Origin of the sequence: Thermosynechococcus sp. HY213 (genome assembly GCF_031460975.1) — a bacterium.
In the GTDB taxonomy this organism is placed as follows: Bacteria; Cyanobacteriota; Cyanobacteriia; order Thermosynechococcales; family Thermosynechococcaceae; genus Thermosynechococcus.
This window is the reverse complement of record NZ_JAVKVB010000016.1, coordinates 101502-126117: the sequence shown is the minus strand read 5'-3', so window position 1 is coordinate 126117 and position 24616 is coordinate 101502. Positions and strand designations below refer to the sequence as shown.

Sequence of the window (24616 nt, the reverse complement as noted above, 5' to 3'; positions counted from 1 at the left end):
TTGTGGCTCCCCATTCCCTACCCCAAACTACTGCCTATGTCCGCATCATTGCCCACAGTTGGCAAGAGGGTCACATTCGTGGCCATGTCTGCGCCAGCGAGTACCAGTGGGAATTTTGCTGGCAATTTAAGGCGAAAAAACTGCAAATCTCCCCAGCCCTTGGGCGTGCTCTGATCAAAGAACCCTTGGGGCGGTTTCTGGAAGCCCAAGACTATCAATTGGAGCCGGGGGGCGATTATGAATTTGTTGTCCGTGCCAAGTTTTAGGTGCGTTCCGCTGTGCCTAAGCTACAATCAGTGAGGAAACCTGTGCTGATATTGCCAGATAGCCTATGTTCTTGAGCGAATTAGCGCCCCTTGTCAAAGAGTTGAGCCAAAAACCCGTTGCCTTTATGGGCGGCTTTGTCTCTGGATTGTTGGGGTTGAGCCTTGATCAAAAGCCAGTCAGCGATTGGCTCAAGCAGTACGGCGACTATCAGCCCCCCAGCCCGCCGCCACCCCCCCCCAGTGACTTCAAGAGCATTCGAATTGAGTAAGGACACGAGCCACTGCCTGCCGTTGATCCCGTAGGGTCAGCCAGCGGTGGTAGGTTTGGGTATGAATCGCCACACTGTGTCCCATCATCCGTGCGGCAACGGTATCGGGTAAGCCATAGTGAATTGTGCGCACCGCCCACGCATGGCGCAAGTCATAGGGACGAAAGGGCAAGCCGTAGCGACGGAACTGTTGGTTTACCCGCTGGCCAATGCGTTGGAGGGTTGTTTGGGTCAAATCCGTATTGATCCTTGGCAACTGGGGCGATCGCAAGCCAAACACCTCGACCCACTGGGGAGGAAAGGGCCACACCTGATGGCAGCCAGTTTTTGTCGTTTCCTGCACCTCGATCATCCCTTCCGCGTCACCTGTGACAAGGCCACTTAAATCGCAGAAGAACACTTCATGATTGCGCAGGCCATAGGCCGCCATTAAGCCATAGACATAGCGCCACTGGGGATTGGGAATCTGCTGGTAGGCGGCTAGAATGTCCTCATCACTGGGTAACTCCCGTGGTTGGAGCGATCGCCGCGAATAGGTGCCCCAAAACCGAGCTAGGGGAATCGGTAACTCCACCCCTAGGAACCGACAAAACCCTTGAAAGGCGGTACAGGCCACCTGCCGTTGTCGCTTATCAGCGGGGATTTGCTGCAACAGGCCATAGATCAGTTCTGGTAATGAATGGTCGGGATGGGTAGCGGCGGCTTTGAGCAACTGCCGCAAATAGGGGGCATAGGCCGTTTCCCAAGTGGTGCGGCTGAGATCCCCTTGAGCCAACAGGGCAGTTTCAAAAGCAGTAATTTGTTCCCCCAAGGATAACTCCCCAAGGCGCCCTAAGCCCTTGACCCGTTCATAGTCCTGCCAGCGAAAGGTGTTTTCCAGTAATTTGGCGGCAATAATTTTGGCTTCCTTTTCCGCTGCCTTAAGACCGCTGGGGGTGGCGGGTAACCCTAGACTTAAACGCTGTTGGTGGGGGCGGAGCCGATGACTGCCCGGTCGTGGCGGCAGGGTACCCCGCAGGCTGAGACGTTGGCCGCGTTGTTCAATTTGCAGACCCAACTGCGCCAGTTTGAGGCGTTGATTGACCTGCTGAAGTTGTTGGTCAAGTTTCTGAGGGGACGTGGCCATTGCTGAGGGACTCAGAACTCAACTCGCTGCCGAAATGACCAAAACTGCGGCGCGGACGTTTTTTCCAAGGAATATCGAGAACCCCCGCTTGGGAGCGGCTACGACTGGACTTGTGCTCAACTTTGACGGGGCGATAGTTCGTGAGGAGGCGCAGGCTATTCAGTTCGGCCAAGAGGGTTGCTCCATTGCTAATCAAGACGGCAATCACGGGGTGCAAGCTCAAAAAGACCCCCGCTAAAACCACACTGACATTGGGAATGACCACAAGGGCGATATTTTGATTGATAATGTTCATCACTTCTTGGCTGAGGGCGATCGCCTGCACCAGTCCCTCAAGGCGATTATTCATCAAGAGAAGATCTGCGGTTTGCCGCGCCGCATCACTGCCTTCAGAAAGGGTAATGGAAATATCAGCGTAGGCCATTGCTGCTGTATCATTGAAGCCTTCCCCCACATAGGCCACGACTTTTTCGCCACCATTTTTAAACTTCTCTAGAAGTTCAACTTTGTCCTCTGGCATTTTATTGGTATAGATTTGACCAAGACGAAAGCCAGTGGCATAGCCCACCGCATTGGCGACTTCGTGGTGATCTCCCGTCACCATATAGCACTCAATACCCCGCTGTTGCAGAGCGGCAATCACACTAGCGGCTTCAGAACGCACGGGGTTGCTATAGAACACCAGTGCCACCAGTTCACCATTACAGGCAACACAGACAAGGGAGCGGTTCCAAAGCACGCCTTCATGGGTGCGCAGTTCATCAAGATCAATGGGCACTTGGCGATCGCCCATCCATTGGGGTGTGCCCACCAAAATCTCTTGCCCCTCGACGGTTGCCGCAACTCCCTTACCCGGTTCATAGACCCAGTTGCTATAGGTTCCCCCCTCAATCCCGCGTTCAGCCGCATACTCAAGGATGGCAAGGGCAAAGGGGTGATTGATTGACTGTTCCACAGTTGCCAGCCAATAGAGCAGCGTTTGTTCACTCAGGCCGGGCTTGAGGAGATTGACCCCCACAATGGTTCCCTTCACTTCCGTCAGTGTGCCGGTTTTGTCAAAAACAATGACATTGACTCGTGAGAGGAGTTCGAGGGCGCGGCCATTGCGAAAATACACCCCGACATGGGGCGCATGGGTGAGGGCTGCCAAAATTGCAGTGGGAATAGTAATGCCAATCCCTGAGCCAAAGTCCAATTGCAGAGGGGCGATCGCCCGATGGGCATCCAAGGTGACCCCATAAACAATAGCAGCCACGCCCATTGCGGGCAAAATGGCTTGGTTCGAGATTTCCTCAGCGTAGTTTTCAATGCGAGTATCCAGTTGCGGCGCTTGGCGAGCCAGTTGCAGCGCTTTGCCCACCTGCGTCTCTTCACCAACGGCTTCAGCAACAATGCAAATTTGTCCCCGCACCACAAGGGAAGAGGCCAGCACCGTTTCTTCAGGTTCACAGGGCAATAGATCCGACTCTCCCGTGAGAAACTGCCGCTGAATCACGGCGGATCCCCAGAGCACGGTACCATCCACGGGCACCGCGGATCCGGCGGCCACAATCACGCGATCGCCCACCTGTAGCTCGCGCACAGAGACATTTTGGCGAGTGCCGCCCCGCTCTACCCAATAGGTGCGCTGTTGATCGAGGGGGTCAAAGACTTGGTTTTCCCCCACTTGAGCGGTCATATCCCGCAGTGACCCCCCCACTTGACCCATAAAGGCAGCTAACACCGGCGCCATGTATTCCCCTTGCAGCGTATGCAGAATCGTCCAGAGGGATTCCAGTTGGGTGACGTTGAGATGGCGGTGTTCGAGGCTCTCTAGGGCTTCTTGGAAGGTGGGCAGTGCCACAATCACAATCACAGTGGCGACAATGGCAGGGTAGAAGGGGGTTTGTACTGGTAGTAGCGCCACGATCGCCAGCGCCAAGGTGGGTAGCGCCATTTTCTCGATAAAGTAAGCGGTGTTCCAAGGGGAGTACACCAACTTATCAATGGGCAGCATCCCCGGTAAGGGTAAACGTTCATCTGCTGCGGCCTGAATCAATTGGCCAAAGCGGTGAAGGGGATTGTCAACTTCGGGACTGTATTGAACAATCAGGCTAGCGGCGGGCAAGTTAAGGCGAATTTGTTGCACACTGTCTTCTTGAACAAAGAGAGCTTGCAGTTGCCGCCCATAGCGATCGTCATATTGCAGGCGGGGAATCCGCAACCGCACTCGCCCCGGTAAGTGATGCACCACTTCGTAATGAACCCTTGCTGGCGGCGGGGAAAGCACAGTTGCAGTCATGATCAATTACCCCTAAGGATCGGTTAAGAAAAGGGCTGGGCGGAGCGATGGCCATGGTTCGGCGCACTAATGAGGTCATTGATATTCTGCTGCATGGTTAGGCAAATTGCATCCAAGGGCAGATCATTGAGGTCACGGCCAAAGGGATTTTCGATTTCGATGCCAATTTCTTCAACGCCAAAGAGGGTAAAGGCAATGAGTCCCACCATTAGGCCTGTCCACCATACGAGGTTATCCACCAGTTGAAAGGGTAGCAGCAAGCAATAGAGAAATAATAGCTGCTTGAGATGAATGGCATAGGCAAGGGGCATCGGTGTTTTCAAAATTCGCTCACAGGCACCCATGGCATCCACCAATTGCACCAGCAGTTCATCCATGTAAGTGAGTTGGTACAGGGACAGGGAGCCACAGCGGTGTTGGTGGTGCAGATAGTCCTCAATCCACAGGGCAATGCGCAAGGGGACATTTTGCACCGTTTGTAGCTCTTTGTATTGATGGGGCTTGAGCAGGGGTTCTAATTCGGCAAAGGATTCTCCTCGCAGGTGTTGCTTGGTGGCGATCGCAAACACCCCCACTAAATGAACGGCATCAATTTTGGCTTGGTGATCCTCCGGACTATTTTCGTCAATGGCAGTCCACATCAAGCGGGTTAGGCTGCGGGAATTATTCACAATGTTGCCCCACTGGCGGCGACCTTCCCAAAAGCGCTCATAGGCAGTGTTGGTGCGAAAGACGAGGAGCAACCCCAGCACAATCGAGGGAATGAGACTGCCTAGCACTGGCCAGTGGACATTGATCACATAAAGGTCGATCACCGTCACCAAGACGCCAAAGCCACCGCAAAAGAGCACTTCCGAAAGAATGGCCGGAATGACCGAGCCACGCAAACGCAGCGCCAGACGTAACCATTGCGGCGGTTGCAACAAAAACTTCGCCACGCCCGACCGATCTCGGGGTAATTGGCGTCTGAAGGGGTGAAAACCGAGGAAAGAGAAGCGGCTCATGAATACCAGTGGGCGATTCCCACCCCAATCTTTAGCACACTGGCGTGCTGAAACCGTGTTTTTACCGCAAAGAACAACCGAAGAGACTGCAAATCTTAAGAAAATCCGTTACCCCTTGCCATTCCCCCACAGAAGTGTTAAGTTATATTAAGAACATGAAACACTTTGTAACAAACGGAGGACAAAAATGAGAAGTGGCAGCATTATTGATGAACAAGGCAAAATGAACAACTTTGCCATTGAACCCAAAATGTACGTGATGAGTGAGCCGCAGGCTGGGTTTACTCCCTATGCAGAACTCTTCAATGGTCGCTTGGCCATGATTGGCTTTATCTCCCTGCTGGCCTTGGAAGTGATTACGGGTCACGGTCTGATTGGCTTTTTGAATAGCCTCTAGGTCGTCGCTGCGCTCTTAGGCATATCCGTTCTTCAGCAGCCCTTGTGCGGTTAGAAAGAACAAATAACTCATGGAATGGGTCAGCCTGCCTCTCGGGGTGGGCTTTTTGCTTGTAGTCTTTATTGGAATTAGTCTTTATTGGAATTAGTAAATCATAAATTATTGTTTACATCTTGCTTCTATGGACAGAGCTATGTAAACTAACCAAAGAATTGTCTATTTAACCTATGCTGCGAGAAAAAATTTTGCGCATCCTCGGCTACTCGACCAAATGCCTGTGGGCTGATCTGGCAGTTTTGTTCGGTTTGGGTTGTGCAGGCGTGGGCATTGGCTATGGCAATATGGCTGTAGCCACCGGCGGTGTCTCAATTAGTCTCAGTGCGGCTTGGTTTTCCATTCGCGAGAATCAGCAAGCTCTCCTCAGTCAGCAACCTCAAAGGGCGATCGCCCCAAGGGATCAAACAGATGTCAGTTTAGATCACTTCCAGCGAGAATCCCTAGAGCAAATTCTTGATCTATGTCGCAATTTCTACAGTAGAGCGCATTCACAGCTTCCCAGTAATTTCCAAGAGAAAGATGTGCAAGTTGTCCTTGAAAGGCTCTTGAGAAGTACGTTTCCCAACTCGGATATTAGACGGGAGTACCCTATTCCTCAGCCCTACTCCCATGGTCGATTGATTGACTTTATGCTTGTTGATGAGAAGGTTGCAATTGAGGTCAAGGTAGTCTCAGCACAGGGAGGGCGGAATCGGTTATTTAAAGAATTAGCAATAGACCTTGAAGCGTACCGCCATAGTGAAATGAGTTTTAGAAAATTGATTTGTTTTGTTTACGATCCTAATAATCAATTACCCAATCCGCGTGGCTTTGAAAATCACCTGAGGGGCGATCGCGGGGGATTTGAGGTCATCACAATCGTGGCACAAAATCCTTATCAGGCTAATGGAGTCGCTTCAGCGGGATAGGTGAGTGACAATCACGCAGTTTAAGGCCTTGAAAGGATCGCGAGACAATTGCTTTTCGGGCAACACTTTGCTTAATATCTGTCTCAGGGCATTCAGCACCTTTTCCTGCATATCTTCAACCTTGGCCAGTCCTGCCAGTTGATGGACAACGTTATTGCGTTGCTGATAGTAGGCCTCGATCCGCTGGAAGTGAGGAGCAAGATCCGTTGTTTGGGAGTCATACTCTAAAACTGCTAGCAAAAGCTCCCGCGTCACGACATCAAGGAACAGGCGATCGCCATTTTTGCGCTGGTAGCTTCTGAGGTATTGCCAAAGTCGACCCTGATCGTGGTGTTGCAGCAAGTTCAAGCTGCGTTCTCGCGTTGCCCCATCAGTTGTAATGCCAAGGCCCACCGTCTCTTGTACAAAGTATTGCAATAAGTTTTCGTACAAACTCATGGCCAAGATTAGGGCTTCTGCATAGCGCCCCACCGTAAATAGGCCAACAACTTGAAAGTAAGTGTCCCGAAAGAGAGCATGGCGATTGTTCTGCCGCAGTTGGGCGATTTCCTGAAACCAGAGCTTTTCAATCTCAGTTTTGTAGGGGTTGATGGCATCAAAGGCTTGGTGGTAGTTGCGGGCAAGGCGATATTTACCATAGCGAATCAGTGCTAAGGCCAGAGGAGCCTCAATAGAGCTATGCTTGAGGGAAATTTCAGCCCCTTGGTAGTCATAACTATCCAACTGCTGTTGAATCCCTTGACGATCTAACGCTTGGCGAAAGACATTTAAGTCCACCGCAAATATTCGCTCTTGACCTGGTCGAATTTCTTGGGGATTGCGGGCTTGCCATAGCCGGAGTCGGTGTTGCGTCTCGATCGCCTGTAAAATGCCCCAAGCCGCTTTCATGGCGGGGGTACCAGAGGAACCATTCAGTTCTAGCCAGTCGTTGGAGCCTTGATAATACTTGGCTAGGTGTAGTGCGCGCCTGGCCTCTTGGACGGCGATGACAGGGTTAATTGGGTCTGCGGAGAGTTCCCTGCTGACCACTTTTAGGTGAATTGCCTCCTCGCCAATTTGCAGCTCACTGTGAAGCCAGTCCTTGGTGTCGATCGCCCGTTGTTGAAAGTCTTCTGTGTAGAGCAATAGAACCCGTTTGATCGGCTGCTGTTGGGCTAAAAACTTTGCCAGTGAAACAATGGAGCCTTCTTGGTTGGTTTTCTCAGAGTACGGATCTTGATGACCCACAAAGGAAAGGAGAATGCTACAACCCATAGTGGTTTTCACAGAAGGTCTCTTGTCTATGTTGCCGCAATCATCCCCTATATTTCAGGCTGTGTCGGATGATGAGACAGCGTTTGACTCTCAGGTGTCCTGTGAGTAGGGGCGGTCAGCGCGAGGCTAACGGATTGATGGAGAGTTGGGAAGTGTCAGAAAAGTAGAGCGTTTAGTGGCAAGACGGTATAGACACCAGAAAGACTTTATCGCCCCAATGCTGTTTTCAGGATATTTGAATGGGTGAGGGTTTGTGAGCTGGCTGAGTCAATACTGTTTGCCGGCGTTAGAGAGACCATCGCTGTTGATTAGTTGATTATGGATAATGCACCGATTCATCCCCAAGGGGGGATGCAGGCAGTGGTAAAAGCGGCGGGTCACGCGGTGTTATTTTTACCGAAATCCTCTCCTGATTTGAATGTGGTTGAGCATGACTTTAGTGGGCTGAAGTGAGTGGGCTGAAGCGAGCGCGGAGGTATGCAGGGTCAAACCGTTCTATGGATGAGGTGATTCGCAAGTATTGTGCTGGATAATGTCTCATTCTTGATTGGAATAGCTATATATTGCCACAATCGTGCCTGATCCGTGGCGGTATTGGTGCCATCGCCAAGCGTGATCAATGATTTGCTCGATGTCAGGGTACTGCGGCTGCCAACCTAAAATCTGACGGGCGCGATCGCTATTGGCAACGAGGATTGCGGCGTCTCCTGCTCGGCGATCGCCCTCAACGACTGGAATCGAACAACCTGTGACCCTCTGAGCGGCTTCAATAATTTGCCGCACCGAAAAGCCTTGGCCATTCCCCAAGTTAAAAATTTGCGAGTCGCCGCCACTCAGGAGGTACTTTAATCCCAGCACATGGGCTTGGGCTAGATCCACGACATGGATGTAGTCGCGAATGCAGGTGCCATCGGGAGTAGGGTAATCTGTGCCATAAATGCAGATGTGGGGGCGTCGCCCCATCGCCGCCTGCAACACTAGGGGAATCAAGTGGGTTTCTGGATGGTGATCTTCCCCTAAGCGGGAGTCGGGATCGGCGCCTGCGGCATTGAAATAGCGGAAAATTACCGACTTGAGGCCGTAGGCCCTGCCCATATCGGCAGCAATTTGCTCCACCATCCACTTGGAGCGCCCGTAGGGGTTAATGGGAGCACAGGGACAGGTTTCGCGAATCGGCACCTCTGAGGGCAAGCCATAGACGGCGGCTGTGGAGGAAAAGACAAAATAGGGAATCGCGGCGGCCACCATCGCCTGTAAGAGGGTCAGGGCACCATAAACATTATTTTGATAAAAGCGATCGGGGGAGCGGACAGACTCGCCCACTTCAATATAGGCAGCAAAGTGCATTACTGCCGTCACGGGATAGGTTTGAAAAATCCAATCTAAGAGGGAGCGATCGCCAATATGACCCACAATGAGTTCTGTTTTAAGAACAGACTCGACCAAATCGCGGTGCCCTCGCTCAAGGCTATCTAAAATCAGTACTTGGAAGCCGGCTTGCTGCAGTGCCAAAACGGTATGGCTGCCAATATAGCCCGCGCCCCCGGTGACCAGAATCAGCGGCGAATTATTACCATTATTAATTGTCATTAAAGTCCATCTGTTACACTAGGAAAGCTGCTACAAATTCTGCCATGACCAGTGACTTGCACCATGAAATCACCCAAGAGGTGAAACGACGTCGTAATTTCGCTATTATCTCTCACCCGGATGCCGGGAAAACGACGCTGACGGAAAAGTTACTGCTTTACGGTGGGGCTATTCACGAGGCGGGAGCCGTCAAAGCACGACGGGCACAGCGGCAAGCCACCTCTGACTGGATGGAAATGGAGCAACAACGGGGGATTTCGATTACCTCGACGGTCTTGCAGTTTGAGTACCAAGGCTATCAGATTAACCTCTTGGATACCCCCGGCCACCAAGACTTTAGTGAAGATACCTATCGCACCCTTGCGGCGGCTGATAATGCCGTGATGCTGGTGGATGCGGCCAAGGGTTTAGAACCCCAAACCCGTAAGCTCTTTGAGGTGTGCCAACTGCGGGGTCTGCCGATTTTTACATTCATCAACAAGCTGGATCGGCCGGGGCGGGAACCCCTTGAACTGATTGATGAAATTGAACAGGAGCTGGGGCTGATTCCCTATCCTGTGAACTGGCCGCTGGGGATGGGCGATCGCTTTCGCGGCGTGTATGATCGCGTGCGCCGCAACTTTCACTTTTTTGAGCGCACGACCCACGGTAGCCGTGCTGCGGCGGAAACCATCCTTGCCCTTGGCGATTCGGCCATTGACGCCTACATTGAGCCCTATCGCTTGGAATATCACCAACTCAAGGACGAACTGGAACTGCTAGATGGGGTTGGTGCTGAACTCGACCTCAATTTGGTGCATCAGGGAAAAATGACTCCCGTCTTCTTTGGCAGTGCCATGACCAACTTTGGCGTGCGCCTGTTTCTGGAGCACTTTTTGACCTATGCGTTGCCACCCATGGCCTACAAGAGCGATCGCGGGGCGATTGATCCGACGCAGGAGCATTTCACTGGCTTTGTCTTTAAGCTGCAGGCCAATATGGATCCGAAACATCGCGATCGCGTCGCCTTTGTGCGGGTCTGTAGCGGCAAATTTGAAAAGGACATGACCGTCAACCATGCTCGCACCGGCAAAACCATCCGCCTTTCTCGTCCCCAAAAACTCTTTGCCCAAGGTCGCGAATCCCTTGAAACGGCCTATGCGGGCGATGTGATTGGCCTGAATAATCCAGGCATGTTTGCCATTGGCGACACCCTCTATGTCGGCCCCAAATTGGAATATGAAGGCATTCCCTGTTTTTCCCCAGAACTCTTTGCCTATCTGCGCAACCCCAACCCCTCCAAGTTCAAATCCTTCCAAAAAGGGGTGAATGAGCTACGGGAAGAGGGTGCCGTGCAAATCATGTACTCTACCGATGAATCGAAACGAGAACCGATTCTGGCGGCAGTTGGCCAATTGCAATTTGAAGTGGTGCAGTTTCGCCTATTAAACGAATACGGTGTGGAAACTCGTCTTGACCCTCTCCCCTATACCGTTGCGCGCTGGGTACTGGATGGTTGGGAAGCCCTTGCAGCCATTGGCCGCATCTTTAATGCTGTCACCGTCAAAGACAGTTGGGGACGGCCGGTGCTGCTCTTTAAGAATGAGTGGAATCTGCAACAGACAATGGCAGATCATCCCAAACTGCGCCTGAGCGCGATCGCCCCCCTTGCCGCTGCTGTGTCTGCCTAGCTGCCCCATGAGTAGTGTCTATACCCGTCCCCTTGCTCGTCTCATTGAGCAGTTGCAACGCCTGCCGGGCATTGGCCCCAAAACCGCCCAACGTCTTGCCCTTCACCTGATCAAACGTCCCGAGGCTGATATTCAAGCCTTGGCGCAAGCTCTCCTTGAAGCGAAACAGCAGGTGGGGCTTTGTTCTATCTGTTTCCACCTCTCTGCCGAACCCGTGTGCGACATCTGTGCCTCCCCCCAGCGAGACAATCATCTCCTTTGTGTGGTGGCTGATTCCCGCGATGTCATTGCCATTGAAAAAACCCGCGAATACCACGGCAAGTACCATGTTTTGGGCGGACTCATTTCGCCCCTAGAGGGCATCACCCCCGAACACCTGCACATTCAACCTCTGATTCAGCGCGCCAGCCAACCGCAGGTGCAAGAGGTGATCTTGGCCATCAACCCCAGTATTGAAGGGGAAACAACCACTCTCTATGTGGGGCAGCTGCTGCGGCCTTTTGTGAAGGTCACTCGCATTGCCTTTGGCCTACCGGTGGGCGGTGATCTCGACTATGCCGATGAAATGACCCTTGCCCGTGCCCTTGCCGGTCGCCGGGAAATTGAGTGGCAGTAGCTTAGTGCCCCCCCTGCAATCGCCGCAATGCCGTCACAATTTGGTGAATGGCTCGCTTCAGTTGCTCGACCTCGTGGTGTAACCGCTGGTTTTCCGCTTCCAAAGCGGCGAGGCGATTGTCATCCCCACCACTACCTGTTGCCGCTGGTTGCTGTTGCAGTTGCGCAACCGTTGCTTGGAGTTGAGCAAAGTCATTTGCCTTGACAGATTGTGCCTGCAAAGCTTGAATGGCACCTTCAAGGGCGGCCAGTTTGGCATAGACGGGGGTGAGATCCACAGCAACGGGAGCCGCTACTTCCGCAGGAGCTGCTGCTTTGACGGGTCTGGGCTTACGGGCTTTGCGAAAGGCCTCTTGAATTGCTGCTTCGAGTTGTTCTTTTTCAAAGGGCTTCTCAATGAACTCAAACCACTCAAAGGGTTCTTGGAGCTTTTCGGTGACCTCTTCCTTGCGCCCTGACATAATTACGAGGGGGATAGCGCCAAGGAGATCATTTTTCTCCAATTCTTGATAGACTTCCCAGCCGCTCACCTTCGGCAGCAGAAAATCCAGCATGATCAACGTCGGCTCAGACTGCTCAATGAGTTGCAGACCTTCACGGCCATCCTTGGCCTCAAGGATTTCGTAGTCGCCCTCTGGCAACATCTCGCGGACGCGCATCCGGATTACTTTACTGTCATCAATGACAAGGACTTTGCGGCTAGTCACGGAAACACTCCATTCTATACAAGATTCCTATAGCAAGAGATTGTGAATAGAGGGCGGCAGTGGCATGACCACTACGTGATTTCAACCTTAGCATAGCCCTATCTTTTGGAGTTGGCCACTCGCCTTACACTGCGGCAAAGCGTCCCTGAACCCAAAAATTTGGGGTCAAAGACCCACCCTTGAGGGCAGGAGAATGTCACAATAGAAGTCTCAGCCGGATGAAAGATTTGTTAGATAGATCAGCCCCTATGCCAGAGTTTGCTGCTGCCCCTATCCACCTTCCCAAAACCAGTGAATCGGAGCGGATCAAGCGTATTCGCCACACCACGTCCCATATTTTGGCAATGGCAGTCCAGAAGCTGTTTCCCAAGGCGCAGGTCACAATTGGTCCTTGGACTGAGAGTGGATTTTATTACGATTTTGACCACCCCGAACCCTTCAGCGAAAAAGACTTGAAGCTCATTGAAAAGGAGATGGTCAAGATCATTAAGCGCAAGTTGCCGGTGATCTGCGAGGAAGTGACCCGTGAGGAGGCCGAGCGCCGCATCCGGGAGCTAGGGGAACCCTACAAGCTGGAAATTCTCCAAGACCTCGAGGAGCCAATTACGATTTACCACTTGGGGGATGAGTGGTGGGATCTCTGTGCGGGACCTCACGTTGAAAATACGGGCGAGATTAACCCCAAGGCGATCGCCCTTGAAAGTGTTGCCGGTGCCTACTGGCGCGGCGATGAAACCAAAGCCCAACTGCAGCGCATCTACGGTACTGCTTGGGAAACCCCAGAACAACTGGCGGAATATAAACGCCGCAAAGAAGAAGCCCTGCGCCGTGACCACCGCAAACTGGGCAAAGAGCTGGGTCTCTTTATTTTCGCTGATCCTGTAGGACCAGGGCTACCCCTGTGGACTCCTAAGGGAACGATTCTGCGCTCAACCCTCGAGGAGTTTCTCAAAAAAGAGCAAATGAAGCGGGGATATCTACCGGTGGTGAGTCCGCACATTGCCCGTGTGGATCTATTTAAGACCTCTGGCCACTGGCAAAAGTACAAAGAGGATATGTTTCCCCTGATGGCCGAAGATGCTGAGGCGGCAGCCAACGAGCAGGGCTTTGTCCTCAAGCCAATGAACTGCCCCTTCCACATTCAAATCTATAAAAGTGAGTTGCGCTCCTACCGTGACTTGCCCCTACGGTTGGCGGAGTTTGGTACGGTTTATCGCTATGAGCAGTCCGGGGAATTGGGGGGCTTGACGCGGGTGCGGGGCTTTACCGTTGATGACTCCCACCTTTTTGTCACGCCAGAGCAGTTGGATGCCGAGTTTTTGAATGTGGTTGATCTCATTCTCTCGGTCTTTCGCTGTCTGCGTTTAAATAAATTCAAGGCACGGCTGAGCTTCCGCGATCCCAAATCCGACAAGTACATTGGCTCCGATGAGGCTTGGTCAAAGGCGGAGTCAGCAATTCAGCGAGCGGTAGAACAGTTGGGCATGGAGCATTTCTTGGGGATTGGGGAGGCCGCCTTCTATGGCCCCAAGCTCGACTTTATCTTTGAGGATGCCCTCGGTCGCGAGTGGCAGCTGGGAACGGTTCAGGTGGACTACAATTTGCCTGAGCGCTTTGATTTGGAATACGTTGCTGAGGACAATACCCGCCGCCGACCGGTGATGATTCACCGTGCCCCCTTTGGCTCGCTGGAGCGGCTCATTGGCATTCTCATTGAGGAGTACGCAGGGGATTTCCCCTTCTGGCTGGCACCCGAGCAAGTGCGCCTGTTGCCCGTGGGGGATGAGCAACGCCCCTATGCCGAACGTGTGGCCGCTCAACTGCGAGAGCAGGGCATCCGCGTGAGTGTGGATCGCACGGGCGATCGCCTAGGTAAACAAATCCGCAATGCTGAAACCCAGAAAATTCCTGTGATGGGCATTGTGGGTGCCAAGGAAGTCGAAAGCGAGACCGTGAGTATCCGCACCCGTGCAGCGGGAGATGTCGGCGCCTTGTCTGTTGAACAACTCATCGAGAAACTGACATCGGCAGTGAATGCAATGGATGCCGAGATTCAGTGGCAGTAGGCCGAGCCTTCTGGCGAATAGGGAGTATAAGCAGAAGTGTTAAATCCGCAAACGAAGCTTAATGTCCCCGTTGCGGGGACTGTTGCGTCATCCTACAACTAAAAGATTATCCTCCTTCGTAAGGGTGTTCTCTAGCACCCAGCCCAGCTTTTGCTGCTGTAGTCCCATCAGCTGAGATTTTTAAGTGTGACACGAAGTCTCGGCCAAGTGATAGGCTAGGGCTTGCTGTTGCATCGTTCGAAAAATGTTGTAAAAGCCATTGGCTCGCGAGGGGGTTAAGCTGACATTCAGTCCGGTTTGCTGAATAAAGTCAGGTTTTAACTGGAGGATTTCTGCAGGTGTCAACCCACTCAACCCTTCAACCAATAGCCCCACTAATCCCTTCGTCACTTGAGCGTCAGAATCCCCCTGAAAAATCACCTTGCCCTGCTCTAAAGAGGCCATCACGTACACTTGGGAGACACAGCCGGGTACGCGGTTGGCGGCAACCTTCTGCTCCTCAGGAAATGGCGGCAGGCGCTTTGCAAAGCTCAGTAAGTATTCATAGCGCCGCTTTGGATCTGAGATCTGTTGGAACCGCTGAACAATGCGATCGAGGGAAGCCGGTAAAGGCTGGCAGGCGGAGGGCATATTTACCTAGAAGAACGCTGCTGAGAAAAATGATAACTATTTCTCATTTTAGCCTCAGCAGTTGCACAATAACGGCAGCAGTCAACCTAGGGGCAGCTTTTCATACCAATAGACCGCCGTGCTCTTACCCTTAACTCATAACTTGTGTTAGCCTTGAATGTACTCACTCGGTTCTGGTGGGGATCAGCCATCAGACGCAAGGGGGAAAGTGCAGTGCAAATCTGCCGCTGTCCCGCAGCTGTGATGAGAGGCACTACTCTCTCAGTCAGAATGCCCGCCGAGTTGTGAATGTCGTTATGCCAACATCTGCGAGGTACAGATGATGTTCTTCATGCTTCAATTTTCATTAATTTGCCTAGGTAAAGAACCCCCCTACCGCCCTTTTCTCGCAACGTTGCTGCCGTTACTGTAGCACAAGTGATTTTGGAGATTTTCAAGCACCTACAAGCACTTAGACAAGGGGTTGCTCTTGCAGTGACCCACGTTAGGTTCTGCTGATGATGCTGGAAGTGTACTGCTTGTTGGGCTGAAAACAGCTATCTTTCTTTGTCTATTGAGAGAACTGTCAAAACTCAGGGTACTGCAACAATGACCATTCAAACTGCAACGCTAGGCTACCCCCGTATTGGTAAAAATCGTGAGCTGAAAAAGGCATTGGAAGCCTTTTGGAATGGCAAATACAATCAAGAAAATTTGCTACAAACAGTTCAAGAGATTGAATTGGCAAATTGGCAAACGCAACTAAAGGCTGGCATTGATCGCATTGGCGTTGGCGATACCAGTTTTTACGATCCCGTCCTTGACTGGAGTGTCCGCCTCGGTCTCATCCCACAGCGGTATCAAGCCTTTACAGGGCTGGAGCAATACTTTGCAATGGCTCGTGGCAAAGAGGGGATTCCAGCTCTTGAGATGACCAAATGGTTTGACACCAACTATCACTACTTGGTTCCCGAAATGAGTCAGCCTCTTCAGGCAGCGGACTTTAGTGATTTTCTGGGGATCATCGGTCGTGCCCAAAGGGTCTTGGGCGATCGCGCCGTTCCCATGGTGCTAGGGCCTTTAACCCTGCTACGGCTGAGTCGGCTGCAGATGAATCTAGAGGAAGCGTTGTCTTGCCTAGTGGAGCGCTATCTTATCCTGTTGGCTGAATTGAAGAACCTAGGGGTGGTTGAGGTACAAATCCACGAACCTGCCTTGGTTTTTGGGGACACCAACAACTTCAGGGAATTGTATGAATCAACGTTTGATGCGCTCTGTCAAGTTGGCTTGCCGATTTACCTAGTGACCTACTTTGATGATCTCGGCGCTGCCTATCCTTGGGTGGTGACGTTGCCCGTAGCCGGCATTAGTCTAGATTTTACCCGTGGGCAGAACTTGGCATTATTGCAGCAGTATGGTTTCCCAAGGGATAAACAGCTGGGAGTGGGTATTGTGGATGCCCGAAACATTTGGAAAATTTGCCCAGAACCTGTCGTGTCAACCTTAGCAGCGATTCAGGGTATCACAACTAATATCCGGTTGCACCCCTCAGCCTCTTTACAATTCGTCCCCTACGATGCAGCACGAGAAGTGAAGTTACCAGAGCCATTGCGGCGGGTGTTGAGTTTTGCCGAACAAAAGTTGGATGAGGTGGTGCTATTGGCACAGACCCTGCAGGAGAGTCCCAAAGCCCTTGCCCAGCACCCCCAATTGGCAGAGATTGAAGCCCAGTGGCAGGCCTTTAAGGAATTTAGGCCTGTGAATCCAGTGGTACAACAGCGGTTGCGCAATTTAACCGTCAACGATCTGGAACGGGCTATGCCCTATAAACAACGCCGCCAACTGCAGCCCACCTTACCGCTCTTTCCGACAACTACCATTGGTTCTTTTCCGCAAACCCCAGAAGTGCGGCAATTGCGGGTGAAGCTCAAGCGCGGAGAAATCACCCTTGCTGAGTACCAAGCAGCAATTGATGCTGAAATTGCCAAATGCATTCGATTGCAGGAAGAAATTGGCCTAGATGTATTGGTGCATGGCGAGTTTGAACGCACCGACATGGTGGAATTCTTTGGCCAGAAGCTCACTGGTTTTGTCTTTACTGAACACGGCTGGGTGCAAAGCTATGGCAGTCGCTGTGTGCGTCCACCCATTATTTATGGGGATGTAGCGCGAACCGAGCCAATGACGGTGCGAGAGTTTAAGGTGGCGCAATCGTTGACACAAAAAATCGTCAAGGGTATGCTGACGGGGCCGGTAACAATGATTAACTGGTCTTTTACCCGCACCGATATTCCGCGTAGCGAACAGGCGATGCAGATTGCCTTGGCTCTACGGGATGAAGTGGCCGATTTAGAAGCTGCTGGGGCAAAGATTATCCAGATTGATGAACCCGCTTTACGGGAAGGATTACCCCTCAAGCCGGAACGTTGGCAGGAGTACTTGGCTTGGGCCGTCGATGCGTTTCGGTTGGCGGCTGGTGTGGCTAAGCCAGAAACCCAAATTCATACCCACATGTGCTATTCGGAGTTTGGCGACATTATTCAACATATCGAGCGCCTAGATGCAGATGTGTTGTCCATTGAAAATAGCCGCAGTAACAATGAAACGCTGTTTGAAATTACTGATGCCGGCTATCAACAGCAGGTGGGCAATGGTGTTTATGATGTTCATAGTCCGGCAGTTCCCACTGTTGAGCAGATGGTTCAGCAGCTGGAGACTGCGATCGCCCATCTACCCAGTGACCAGATTTGGGTTAACCCAGACTGCGGTCTGAAAACCCGTCGCTGGGAGGAAGTGATTCCCTCACTGAAAAACATGGTGGCCGCCGCCCAGCAATTGCGAGGGGCTCGTCTTACCAACTGAGGATCTGTTGTCGCTGCCAGCGCACCGTTGCCCCCTTAAAATCGCAGGATTTTTCCACCACTCAAAACTGCGTTTCCATTCCTGCGATTAGCGGGGCAATGCTTGTAAGCAGGCTGCCCCATGCCTAAAGACCTGCTCCATGATTGGTAGGGGCACCTGACCTCGGCTGATGGGACATCCGCATGAGTGTGGATCGTACGGGCGATCGCTAGGTCAACAAATCCGCAATGCTGAAACCTAGAAAATTCCTGTGATGGGCATTGTGGGTGCCAAGGAAGTCGAAAGCGAGACCGTGAGTATCCGCACCCGTGCAGCGGGAGATGTCGGCGCTTTCCCTGTTAAGGAACTGGTTGAAAAACTCACCTCTGCCATGACTGCGATCGATGCCGATATTCAGTGGCAATAGTGGGCAATTGATCTACAGGGCAGTTGACCTCACCTTTAATAGTTTGTCAAAATGAGCGGCGAGTGGTTCTCGCGATCGCGTAGCGTACCCTTTGGGTAATCGCTCTAATCAATTCTCTAGGGAACAGAATGACTGAAACACCGATTTCACCAACAACGGTTTTGCAACAACTGCAATGGCGCTACGCCACGAAGAAATTTGACCCCAATCGCAAAATTCCTGTGGATCTGTGGCAAACACTTCTACAAAGTCTGGTACTGGCTCCTTCTTCCTTTGGCCTGCAACCGTGGAAGTTTTACGTCATTGAGACGCCTGCGCTACGCCAAGCCCTGCTCCCCCACACTTGGAATCAACGGCAGGTGGTGGATGCCTCCCACTTAGTGGTATTTGCCATTAAAACCAATCTCAATGCTACGGACGTCGATCGCTACCTTGCACGGCAAGCGGAAGTCCACCAAACCGCAGTGGAAAATCTGCAAAAGTATGGGGACTTGGTCAAGGGCTTTTTGCAGTCACCCCCCTACCCCCTCAATGTTGATGAATGGTCAACCCGCCAAGTCTATATTGCTTTGGGTCAGTTTATGGTGACGGCGGCGCTGCTGGGCATTGACACCTGCCCGATGGAGGGTTTCTTGCCCCAAGAATATGATCGCCTTCTCGGTCTACCTGCCCAGGGTTATCATGCCGTCGTTCTATGTGCAGCGGGCTATCGAGCGGCCGATGACAACTATGCGACTTTGCCCAAGGTACGCTATCCCCTAGAGGCAGTTGTGGAAGTGCGCTAAGGTTCACGAATTGACCCCGCTGGACATAGGCTAAGCTAGAAATAGCTCGGTACAAACGTTTGTATGTCTTTGCACACCGATGATCCCATTGACCACAATTTAGTTGATTTAGAAATCGTTCCCGCCAAAGAAGAAGAGCGCTCTGAACCCACCAACATTATTATTCGCGAGATGGGCATTGACGACATTGCCCCTGTATTTCACCTTGGTGAGGAACTCTTCACCAGTGATCTGTATCCCTCGCTGTATCGCATCTGGGATGAGTGGGAGGTTATTGGTTTCTACAACACCGATCCCGAATACTGTCTGGTGGCCGAAGCCGACTCGCAAGTGGCAGGGTTTATCTTAGGCACAATTATTAGCAAAGCCCCTTGGGTCTATGGCTACATTAACTGGCTGGGGGTACATCCGCAGTATCAACGGCGGGGGATTGCCGATAAGCTCGTAGATAAGCTCATTGAACGCATGATTGAGGAGGGGGCGCGATTTATGCTGGTGGATACCGATCCGGCCAACACGCCCGCAGTGAAGTTCTTTACGCGTAAGGGCTTTGGCAATCCGCGGCGGCATGTCTTTTTTTCGTTAAACTTAACCAAGCACGAAATCTATGGCCGGCTGATTGCCTACGAGCGCGATCGCTCCGAGCGGTTGACCTATCGCCGTCCCCGCCGCCGCTAGAAAGCGGAAATCTAGATAGTCGTTCCTTGGAGGTGTCTGCCCCGGTGACTCTTTCTTCTGCCCCCTCAGATGAGATTCCTGTTCCTGCCCACATCCATTACGAGTTAGCGCTGCAAATTTTGGAACAGGTCTCGTTGCCCGCCCTCCCTCCCCACTCCAGTGGTTACCAGCAACTCCATAGTGCGGTCATTCATCTGCGCAAAGCCCTGCGGCTGCAAAAGCAGTTTGAGGAGGAATGGCAATTGAGAGGCGGCAGTGTGGAGTACCAATGGTCGCTGAATCGCGATCGCCCCCCAGCTCAGAGCAAGTAACCCAATCCCAAGAGCAAGCTACTCCAAAAATGCAGTTGCACCGCAATAAATTTCGAGTTCTTGATCTGCTCAGGGACACTGTGAAATTGCGCCATCCGCTGGCACAAATAAATCGCCCAAGGCAGTGAACTCAAAGCCAGCAGTGTTGGCCATGGCAGGATTCCCCATGCGACACTGGCCAGCAACACCCCATAAAAAAGACCACAGGCACCATAGACCAGTTGAGCACTGCGAGCCGTCCCTAAGCGCACGACCGGTGAACGTTTGCCAGCGGCTAGATCATCGGCCACTTGGTGAAAGTGGGAGCAAAAAAGAATCAGTGTTGTCGTTAGACCATTGAGGATAGCCACTGGCCAAATACTAGGGCTAAAGGTTTGCACTTGGCTATAGTAGGCAGCAGCGATCGCCAAAGGTCCAAAGCAGATAAAACAAATCGGCTCCCCCAAGCCCAAATAGCCCAAACGAAAGGGCGGGCCTTGGTAGCTATAGCCTAGGGCACAGCAGAGCAATACCAACCCTAAAACCGTTGCATCCTGTTGCAACCAACTAATGGCCGCAATCCCCAGTAGCCCCAAGAGTAAGCAGAGGTTGCTCAGCCAGAAGATGAGTTGCTTTTTGCCCGTGAGATTGACGACCGAATGGTACTTGCGGCGATCGATCCCCGTTTCGGCATCAAACACATCATTACTGAGATTCAGCCAAACCAAAATCAGCACTGCCGCTGTCAGAAACAACCCAAAAGGCCACCAGTGCACCCTTCCCGTTTCGGCGATCGCCACCGCCGTGCCCAACCAAATGGGCATCACTGCCACACTGTACATGGGCAGTTTAATCGCCGCCAACCACAAACGGGAGCGATCTATCGATTCTGACGGACTAGCCATCTCACCCATACTTGAGTCACCTTCGTCAGCATATCATTGCCGCTCCTGTCCATAGATCGCTTGTTTCGCTGCCCAAATGGCCTGCCGCAACGCTGGATTATTCAGCTTATAGCTATAGATGCCCAAGTCCCGCGCTAAGGCCACCAGTTGTGGGCGAGTCAGCCGCTCTAGCTCCGCGATCGTCAGCGTTTCGATAGTGGGTTGAGGCGGACACAGTCGGCGTTCAAGGGCGGCCACTTGCCGTTCTAGGGCACTCAGTCGCTGCAAAACTGTGGGACAGGCCATCTCCGTCGGCTGAAGAGATTGTTGCAAAATTTTACGAATTGCCTTACTAAGGGAACCGCATCCCTGCTGGACTTGCCAGCGTTGGAGTTGGCCATAGAGTTCAGCATCTAAACGAACCGTGATCTTTTTGTGGGGCATGCCTGAAATTCTAAAAAAAAACCGACAAACTTACCTACAGTCTGTCGGCTCGTTGTGTGTTCCCTGTTGATGACTCGGATAGTACTGAGTCACTATTTAGTATGACCCATCCCCCGATAGAATGACTGTGACGATGATCACAATTTAGCCGCCTTTTATTGCGTTTCACCAAATTCTCTCATTAGACTTTCCAAATTCCCTATGACCTCTCCCCTAGACGGTACGATTATTTTGCCCGGCAACCCCCTGAGCGTCCCCCTACGGCGGCGTTTACTCCATGTGAATGGGATAGGGAGCGATGCTGCCAAGCAACGGCGGGATTTGAACCGCCTTGCCGAACTCACAGCGACTTATCCTTTAGAAATTCGGGGCATTCACAATCAGACCCATGGCTTCCAAGCGGATCTCTTGGAAAGTTTCCTCGGTAAGGCAGAACTCTACCGTTTTTGGCTCCAGACCCCAGCCCCAGACCCCAGCAAAGATCGCCGCTATGAGTATGCCAAACTCCTTAGCCAACTGGTGACTCAAGATCTGACCGATGATGCCGATATTCTAGCGATCGCCCAACCGAGCCAACTGCAACAGCGCCCCCTCGATATCAATAGCACCGCTGACTTAACGAAACTCCTTGACCTCTCGTTCCTACAAAAATTAGGCTGGGGGGATTTTGTCCAGTATCTCTACGGTGCCTTTCCAGCCGGCGCGCCGCGTCCCACCCTGCGGTTGGCCTATGAAATCGTCAAGGGGTTACAAGCGGGAGCCGAATTGTACCTTGTCGCCCATAGTCAAGGGTTAATTATTACTGCCCTTGCCTGCCACATTGTCCGCCAATTGCTGCTGCCACAAACGAAATGGATGGAGATGGTTCATCTCATTGGCTATGGCCCGGCCATTTTCTTTGCGGATTTACCGCCAGAGCTACAGCCGCGAACCATCCTAATTCAACACCGTCAAGATGTGGTGGCCGAAACCCTGAGCAATCTTCGCAATGTCGATCTGTGGACTAACTTGCAAACCCAGATGGAAAAAGCCATTCACTACGCTGATGATCTGTTGAAAGTGCTCGGTCAAGATAGCCACCACTCTGCCAGTTTCTATTTGGGGTTACAGGACAGCCCCAGCAGCCGGCGATCGGCAGAACTGATACAAATTTTATTAACCCAAAGCTGGACAGCGACCCCCAGTCTTGCCGTCCTTGGGGGCACACGGCTGATCCTTGAACTTTAGCGGATGAGTGGCAGAAGCGGCTATCCTAGTAGAGAGAAAGAAATAGGAAGAAGGAAAAAATAGAACGCCAATGAAGGGTCTAGAAAAGATTATCCCCCTAGATGGGCGGGATATTAAGGTAGTATTGCAAAAATTTGCCCCCCAAGCTGCCGGTTCCATTCTCATTAGTTCGGGAGAAACGGCTGTACTCGTGACGGCGAATCGTGCCGCCGCTCGCGAAGGCATTGATTTTTTACCCCTTGTGGTGGATTACGAAGAGCGCCTCTATGCCGCTGGGCGGATTCCCGGCGGTTTTTTACGGCGTGAGGGTCGCCCCCCCGAAAAAGCGATTCTCATTGGTCGCCTGATTGACCGGCCGCTGCGCCCCCTCTTTCCCCAATGGTTGCGCGATGATCTGCAAGTAGTAGCCACGACGGTTTCCTTGGATGAAAATGTTCCCCCCGATGTATTGGCGGTAACGGGAGCCTCGATCGCTGTTCTTTTGGCGCAAATTCCCTTTAATGGTCCAATGGCAGCAGTGCGGGTGGGCCTTGTGGGGGATGAGTTTATTATCAACCCCACCTACAAAGAAATTGAGCGCGGTGGCTTAGATCTGGTCGTGGCCGGCTCTCCCGATGGCGTGGTGATGGTGGAGGCCGGTGCCAATGAGCTGCCCGAAGCCGACATGATTGAAGCCATTGACTTTGGCTATGAGGTGATCCAAGACCTGATTCAAGCGCAGCGGGATCTCCTCAAGGAATTGGGCATTGACATTGTCCACGCGGAACCGCCGGCGATCGACCCCACCTTGGAAAACTTCATCTACGATCGCGCTGTTGAACCGGTCAAAGCCATTCTCAAACGCTTTGAAAAGGACAAAAATGTTCGCGATGCTGCCCTCGATGAGGTGCAAGGGGCGATCGCCCAAGAAATTGCTGCCCTGCCAGCGGATCACCCGGTCGCAGTGGCGGCAGCGGAAAACCCGAAAGCCCTGCCTACCCTCTTTAAGGCCGTGACGAAGAAACTCATGCGGCAGCAAATTATTGAAAAAGGGGTGCGAGTGGATGGCCGCCGTCTCGATGAAGTGCGTCCCATTTGGTGTGAGGTGGGGGTTCTGCCAGAGCGGGTTCATGGCAGTGCCCTCTTTAATCGCGGCTTGACGCAGGTGATGTCTGTGACCACCCTCGGTTCTCCTGCCGATGCCCAAGCCCTCGATGATCTGCATCCGGAGGACAGCAAACGTTATCTGCACCACTACAACTTTCCCCCCTACTCTGTGGGTGAAGTCAAACCCCTGCGATCGCCCGGGCGGCGGGAAATTGGCCATGGTGCCCTCGCCGAGCGTGCCCTCGAACCGGTCATTCCTCCCAAAGAGGAGTTTCCCTATGTGATTCGCGTCGTGTCGGAGGTGCTCTCTTCCGATGGTTCTACCTCCATGGGATCCGTTTGTGGTTCCACCCTCTCCTTGATGGATGCCGGGGTACCGATCCGTAAACCCGTCAGTGGGGCGGCCATGGGGCTGATCAAGGAGGGCAATGAGGTGCGCATCCTCACCGACATTCAGGGGATTGAAGACTTCCTTGGCGACATGGACTTCAAGGTAGCCGGCACCGATAGCGGTATTACCGCCCTGCAAATGGATATGAAAATTACTGGCTTGCCCGTTGCCGTGATCAAGCAGGCGATCGAACAGGCACGTCCGGCACGGCTCCATATCCTTGAGAAAATGCTGGCGGTGCTGGACAAACCCCGTCCACAACTGCCCCCCAGTGCGCCACGACTGCTGACGTTGCAAATTCCCCCCGATATGATTGGCCTTGTCATTGGTCCCGGTGGTAAAACCGTGCGCGGTATCTCCGAGCAATACAACGTCAAGGTGGATATTAGTGAAGAAGGGCTGGTCACCATTACTGCCCCCAATGAAACCAACGCCAAGCAAGCACGGGCGGCCATTGAGGGTCTGACGCGAAAGCTCAACGCCGGTGATGTCTATCTGGGCAAGGTGACGCGGATTATTCCCATTGGCGCTTTTGTCGAGTTTCTCCCCGGCAAGGAGGGGATGATCCACATTTCCCAGTTGGCGGAATATCGCGTTGGCAAAGTCGAGGACGAAGTGAAAATTGGCGATGAAATTGTCGTCAAAATCCGTGAGGTGGACAGCAAAGGTCGCATTAACTTGACCCGCCTTGGTATTCATCCCGACGAGGCCGAAGCCGCCCGCAGTAGCTCCGTTATCTAGCCC

Annotated in this window: 23 protein-coding genes, 1 pseudogene and 1 riboswitch; of the genes and pseudogenes, 15 read left to right on the top strand and 9 right to left on the bottom strand. The window is 52.5% G+C overall.

Going from position 1 to position 24616, the window contains the following annotated elements; all coding sequences use genetic code 11:
* Positions 1 to 2: 2 nt before the first annotated feature.
* Together RHK62_RS10185 and RHK62_RS10180 are read left to right on the top strand one after the other, a co-directional pair.
* Positions 3 to 266, top strand: coding sequence for a DUF3146 family protein (locus RHK62_RS10185; protein ID WP_149818605.1), 264 nt, complete (start codon positions 3 to 5; stop codon positions 264 to 266).
* Between the two features lie 65 nt (positions 267 to 331).
* On the top strand, positions 332 to 535 hold the full coding sequence (locus RHK62_RS10180) for a hypothetical protein (protein WP_011058047.1): 204 nt from the start codon (positions 332 to 334) through the stop codon (positions 533 to 535).
* Here RHK62_RS10180 and RHK62_RS10175 read toward each other — a convergent pair.
* The 3 genes from RHK62_RS10175 to RHK62_RS10165 are packed head-to-tail and all read right to left on the bottom strand — an operon-like array spanning position 513 to position 4946.
* Positions 513 to 1661: a tyrosine-type recombinase/integrase gene (locus RHK62_RS10175; protein ID WP_310453683.1), complete on the bottom strand. Its 1149-nt coding sequence runs from the start codon at positions 1659 to 1661 to the stop codon at positions 513 to 515. The genes RHK62_RS10180 and RHK62_RS10175 overlap by 23 nt on opposite strands.
* Positions 1636 to 3942 (bottom strand): heavy metal translocating P-type ATPase, encoded by a 2307-nt coding sequence (locus RHK62_RS10170; RefSeq protein ID WP_310453682.1) that lies wholly within the window; start codon positions 3940 to 3942, stop codon positions 1636 to 1638. The genes RHK62_RS10175 and RHK62_RS10170 overlap by 26 nt, the downstream gene beginning before the upstream one ends.
* A gap of 23 nt (positions 3943 to 3965) precedes the next feature.
* Positions 3966 to 4946, bottom strand: a complete 981-nt coding sequence (locus RHK62_RS10165; protein WP_206199804.1) for a bestrophin family protein — start codon at positions 4944 to 4946, stop codon at positions 3966 to 3968.
* A 187-nt stretch (positions 4947 to 5133) separates the two neighbouring features.
* Between RHK62_RS10165 and RHK62_RS10160 the strand changes: the two genes are divergently transcribed.
* Together RHK62_RS10160 and RHK62_RS10155 are read left to right on the top strand one after the other, a co-directional pair.
* On the top strand, positions 5134 to 5343 hold the full coding sequence (locus tag RHK62_RS10160) for a chlorophyll a/b-binding protein (protein ID WP_302676119.1): 210 nt from the start codon (positions 5134 to 5136) through the stop codon (positions 5341 to 5343).
* 227 nt (positions 5344 to 5570) lie between these two features.
* Positions 5571 to 6308 (top strand): hypothetical protein, encoded by a 738-nt coding sequence (locus RHK62_RS10155; protein WP_206199802.1) that lies wholly within the window; start codon positions 5571 to 5573, stop codon positions 6306 to 6308.
* On the opposite strand, the gene RHK62_RS10150 is transcribed toward RHK62_RS10155, so the two are convergent.
* Entirely contained in the window at positions 6297 to 7562 is a 1266-nt protein-coding gene (locus RHK62_RS10150; protein WP_310453681.1) for a hypothetical protein, read from the bottom strand. The two genes, RHK62_RS10155 and RHK62_RS10150, sit on opposite strands and share 12 nt — an antisense overlap.
* A 166-nt stretch (positions 7563 to 7728) precedes the next feature.
* Here RHK62_RS10150 and RHK62_RS10145 point away from each other — a divergent pair.
* Positions 7729 to 8095: pseudogene (locus RHK62_RS10145) on the top strand (transposase); the annotation flags it as partial.
* Between the two features lie 4 nt (positions 8096 to 8099).
* On the opposite strand, the gene galE reads toward RHK62_RS10145, so the two are convergent.
* Complete coding sequence (galE, locus tag RHK62_RS10140; protein WP_206199799.1) at positions 8100 to 9152, bottom strand: UDP-glucose 4-epimerase GalE; 1053 nt, start codon at positions 9150 to 9152, stop codon at positions 8100 to 8102.
* Between the two features lie 44 nt (positions 9153 to 9196).
* On the opposite strand from galE, the gene RHK62_RS10135 reads away from it, so the two are divergent.
* Together RHK62_RS10135 and recR are read left to right on the top strand one after the other, a co-directional pair.
* Complete coding sequence (locus tag RHK62_RS10135; protein ID WP_310453680.1) at positions 9197 to 10822, top strand: peptide chain release factor 3; 1626 nt, start codon at positions 9197 to 9199, stop codon at positions 10820 to 10822.
* A 7-nt stretch (positions 10823 to 10829) separates the two neighbouring features.
* Positions 10830 to 11438 carry a recombination mediator RecR gene (recR, locus tag RHK62_RS10130; protein ID WP_302678057.1) on the top strand — a complete coding sequence of 203 codons (609 nt, stop codon included), beginning with the start codon at positions 10830 to 10832 and terminating at the stop codon, positions 11436 to 11438.
* Position 11439: 1 nt separating this feature from the next.
* Here the strand turns inward: recR and RHK62_RS10125 are convergent, their stop codons facing one another.
* Entirely contained in the window at positions 11440 to 12144 is a 705-nt protein-coding gene (locus tag RHK62_RS10125; protein ID WP_302678056.1) for a response regulator, read from the bottom strand.
* 248 nt (positions 12145 to 12392) lie between these two features.
* On the opposite strand from RHK62_RS10125, the gene thrS reads away from it, so the two are divergent.
* Complete coding sequence (gene thrS / locus RHK62_RS10120) at positions 12393 to 14210, top strand: threonine--tRNA ligase (RefSeq protein ID WP_302676116.1); 1818 nt, start codon at positions 12393 to 12395, stop codon at positions 14208 to 14210.
* A gap of 180 nt (positions 14211 to 14390) precedes the next feature.
* On the opposite strand, the gene RHK62_RS10115 is transcribed toward thrS, so the two are convergent.
* Entirely contained in the window at positions 14391 to 14840 is a 450-nt protein-coding gene (locus tag RHK62_RS10115) for a SufE family protein (RefSeq protein WP_302676115.1), read from the bottom strand.
* A gap of 151 nt (positions 14841 to 14991) precedes the next feature.
* Positions 14992 to 15137, top strand: a riboswitch (cobalamin riboswitch).
* A 291-nt stretch (positions 15138 to 15428) separates the two neighbouring features.
* Here RHK62_RS10115 and metE point away from each other — a divergent pair.
* From metE to RHK62_RS10090, 5 genes are all read left to right on the top strand, one after another.
* On the top strand, positions 15429 to 17681 hold the full coding sequence (gene metE, locus RHK62_RS10110) for a 5-methyltetrahydropteroyltriglutamate--homocysteine S-methyltransferase (RefSeq protein ID WP_310453679.1): 2253 nt from the start codon (positions 15429 to 15431) through the stop codon (positions 17679 to 17681).
* Between the two features lie 253 nt (positions 17682 to 17934).
* Positions 17935 to 18087 carry a His/Gly/Thr/Pro-type tRNA ligase C-terminal domain-containing protein gene (locus RHK62_RS10105; protein WP_255521535.1) on the top strand — a complete coding sequence of 51 codons (153 nt, stop codon included), beginning with the start codon at positions 17935 to 17937 and terminating at the stop codon, positions 18085 to 18087.
* 128 nt (positions 18088 to 18215) lie between these two features.
* Positions 18216 to 18872, top strand: coding sequence for an NAD(P)H-dependent oxidoreductase (locus RHK62_RS10100; protein WP_310453678.1), 657 nt, complete (start codon positions 18216 to 18218; stop codon positions 18870 to 18872).
* Positions 18873 to 19043: 171 nt separating this feature from the next.
* Complete coding sequence (locus RHK62_RS10095; protein ID WP_225901709.1) at positions 19044 to 19550, top strand: GNAT family N-acetyltransferase; 507 nt, start codon at positions 19044 to 19046, stop codon at positions 19548 to 19550.
* Between the two features lie 44 nt (positions 19551 to 19594).
* Complete coding sequence (locus tag RHK62_RS10090) at positions 19595 to 19861, top strand: DUF5340 domain-containing protein (protein ID WP_206199789.1); 267 nt, start codon at positions 19595 to 19597, stop codon at positions 19859 to 19861.
* Here the strand turns inward: RHK62_RS10090 and menA are convergent.
* Positions 19849 to 20745 (bottom strand): 2-carboxy-1,4-naphthoquinone phytyltransferase, encoded by an 897-nt coding sequence (gene menA, locus RHK62_RS10085; protein WP_310453767.1) that lies wholly within the window; start codon positions 20743 to 20745, stop codon positions 19849 to 19851. The genes RHK62_RS10090 and menA overlap by 13 nt on opposite strands.
* Positions 20746 to 20778: 33 nt before the next feature.
* The gene (locus tag RHK62_RS10080) at positions 20779 to 21168 is read right to left on the bottom strand and encodes a hypothetical protein (RefSeq protein WP_310453677.1); all 390 of its coding nucleotides are present in this window, start codon (positions 21166 to 21168) and stop codon (positions 20779 to 20781) included.
* Positions 21169 to 21369: 201 nt separating this feature from the next.
* Between RHK62_RS10080 and RHK62_RS10075 the strand changes: the two genes are divergently transcribed.
* Together RHK62_RS10075 and RHK62_RS10070 are read left to right on the top strand one after the other, a co-directional pair.
* Entirely contained in the window at positions 21370 to 22395 is a 1026-nt protein-coding gene (locus RHK62_RS10075; RefSeq protein ID WP_302678050.1) for a hypothetical protein, read from the top strand.
* Between the two features lie 70 nt (positions 22396 to 22465).
* Positions 22466 to 24613: a polyribonucleotide nucleotidyltransferase gene (locus RHK62_RS10070; RefSeq protein ID WP_302678049.1), complete on the top strand. Its 2148-nt coding sequence runs from the start codon at positions 22466 to 22468 to the stop codon at positions 24611 to 24613.
* Positions 24614 to 24616: the final 3 nt, after the last annotated feature.

Excerpts from the sequence above, each read along its gene's own strand:
- recR (WP_302678057.1), top strand. The coding sequence starts at position 10,830 with ATGAGTAGTGTCTATACCCGTCCCCTTGCTCGTCTCATTGAGCAGTTG.
- RHK62_RS10080 (WP_310453677.1), bottom strand. The coding sequence starts at position 21,168 with ATGCCCCACAAAAAGATCACGGTTCGTTTAGATGCTGAACTCTATGGC.
- RHK62_RS10105 (WP_255521535.1), top strand. The coding sequence starts at position 17,935 with ATGGGCATTGTGGGTGCCAAGGAAGTCGAAAGCGAGACCGTGAGTATC.
- RHK62_RS10100 (WP_310453678.1), top strand. The coding sequence starts at position 18,216 with ATGACTGAAACACCGATTTCACCAACAACGGTTTTGCAACAACTGCAA.
- RHK62_RS10160 (WP_302676119.1), top strand. The coding sequence starts at position 5,134 with ATGAGAAGTGGCAGCATTATTGATGAACAAGGCAAAATGAACAACTTT.
- thrS (WP_302676116.1), top strand. The coding sequence starts at position 12,393 with ATGCCAGAGTTTGCTGCTGCCCCTATCCACCTTCCCAAAACCAGTGAA.
- RHK62_RS10165 (WP_206199804.1), bottom strand. The coding sequence starts at position 4,946 with ATGAGCCGCTTCTCTTTCCTCGGTTTTCACCCCTTCAGACGCCAATTA.
- RHK62_RS10135 (WP_310453680.1), top strand. The coding sequence starts at position 9,197 with ATGACCAGTGACTTGCACCATGAAATCACCCAAGAGGTGAAACGACGT.
- RHK62_RS10075 (WP_302678050.1), top strand. The coding sequence starts at position 21,370 with ATGACCTCTCCCCTAGACGGTACGATTATTTTGCCCGGCAACCCCCTG.
- RHK62_RS10180 (WP_011058047.1), top strand. The coding sequence starts at position 332 with ATGTTCTTGAGCGAATTAGCGCCCCTTGTCAAAGAGTTGAGCCAAAAA.
- RHK62_RS10150 (WP_310453681.1), bottom strand. The coding sequence starts at position 7,562 with ATGGGTTGTAGCATTCTCCTTTCCTTTGTGGGTCATCAAGATCCGTAC.
- RHK62_RS10170 (WP_310453682.1), bottom strand. The coding sequence starts at position 3,942 with ATGACTGCAACTGTGCTTTCCCCGCCGCCAGCAAGGGTTCATTACGAA.
- RHK62_RS10115 (WP_302676115.1), bottom strand. The coding sequence starts at position 14,840 with ATGCCCTCCGCCTGCCAGCCTTTACCGGCTTCCCTCGATCGCATTGTT.
- menA (WP_310453767.1), bottom strand. The coding sequence starts at position 20,745 with ATGGCTAGTCCGTCAGAATCGATAGATCGCTCCCGTTTGTGGTTGGCG.
- RHK62_RS10155 (WP_206199802.1), top strand. The coding sequence starts at position 5,571 with ATGCTGCGAGAAAAAATTTTGCGCATCCTCGGCTACTCGACCAAATGC.
- RHK62_RS10175 (WP_310453683.1), bottom strand. The coding sequence starts at position 1,661 with ATGGCCACGTCCCCTCAGAAACTTGACCAACAACTTCAGCAGGTCAAT.
- RHK62_RS10095 (WP_225901709.1), top strand. The coding sequence starts at position 19,044 with ATGGGCATTGACGACATTGCCCCTGTATTTCACCTTGGTGAGGAACTC.
- galE (WP_206199799.1), bottom strand. The coding sequence starts at position 9,152 with ATGACAATTAATAATGGTAATAATTCGCCGCTGATTCTGGTCACCGGG.
- metE (WP_310453679.1), top strand. The coding sequence starts at position 15,429 with ATGACCATTCAAACTGCAACGCTAGGCTACCCCCGTATTGGTAAAAAT.
- RHK62_RS10070 (WP_302678049.1), top strand. The coding sequence starts at position 22,466 with ATGAAGGGTCTAGAAAAGATTATCCCCCTAGATGGGCGGGATATTAAG.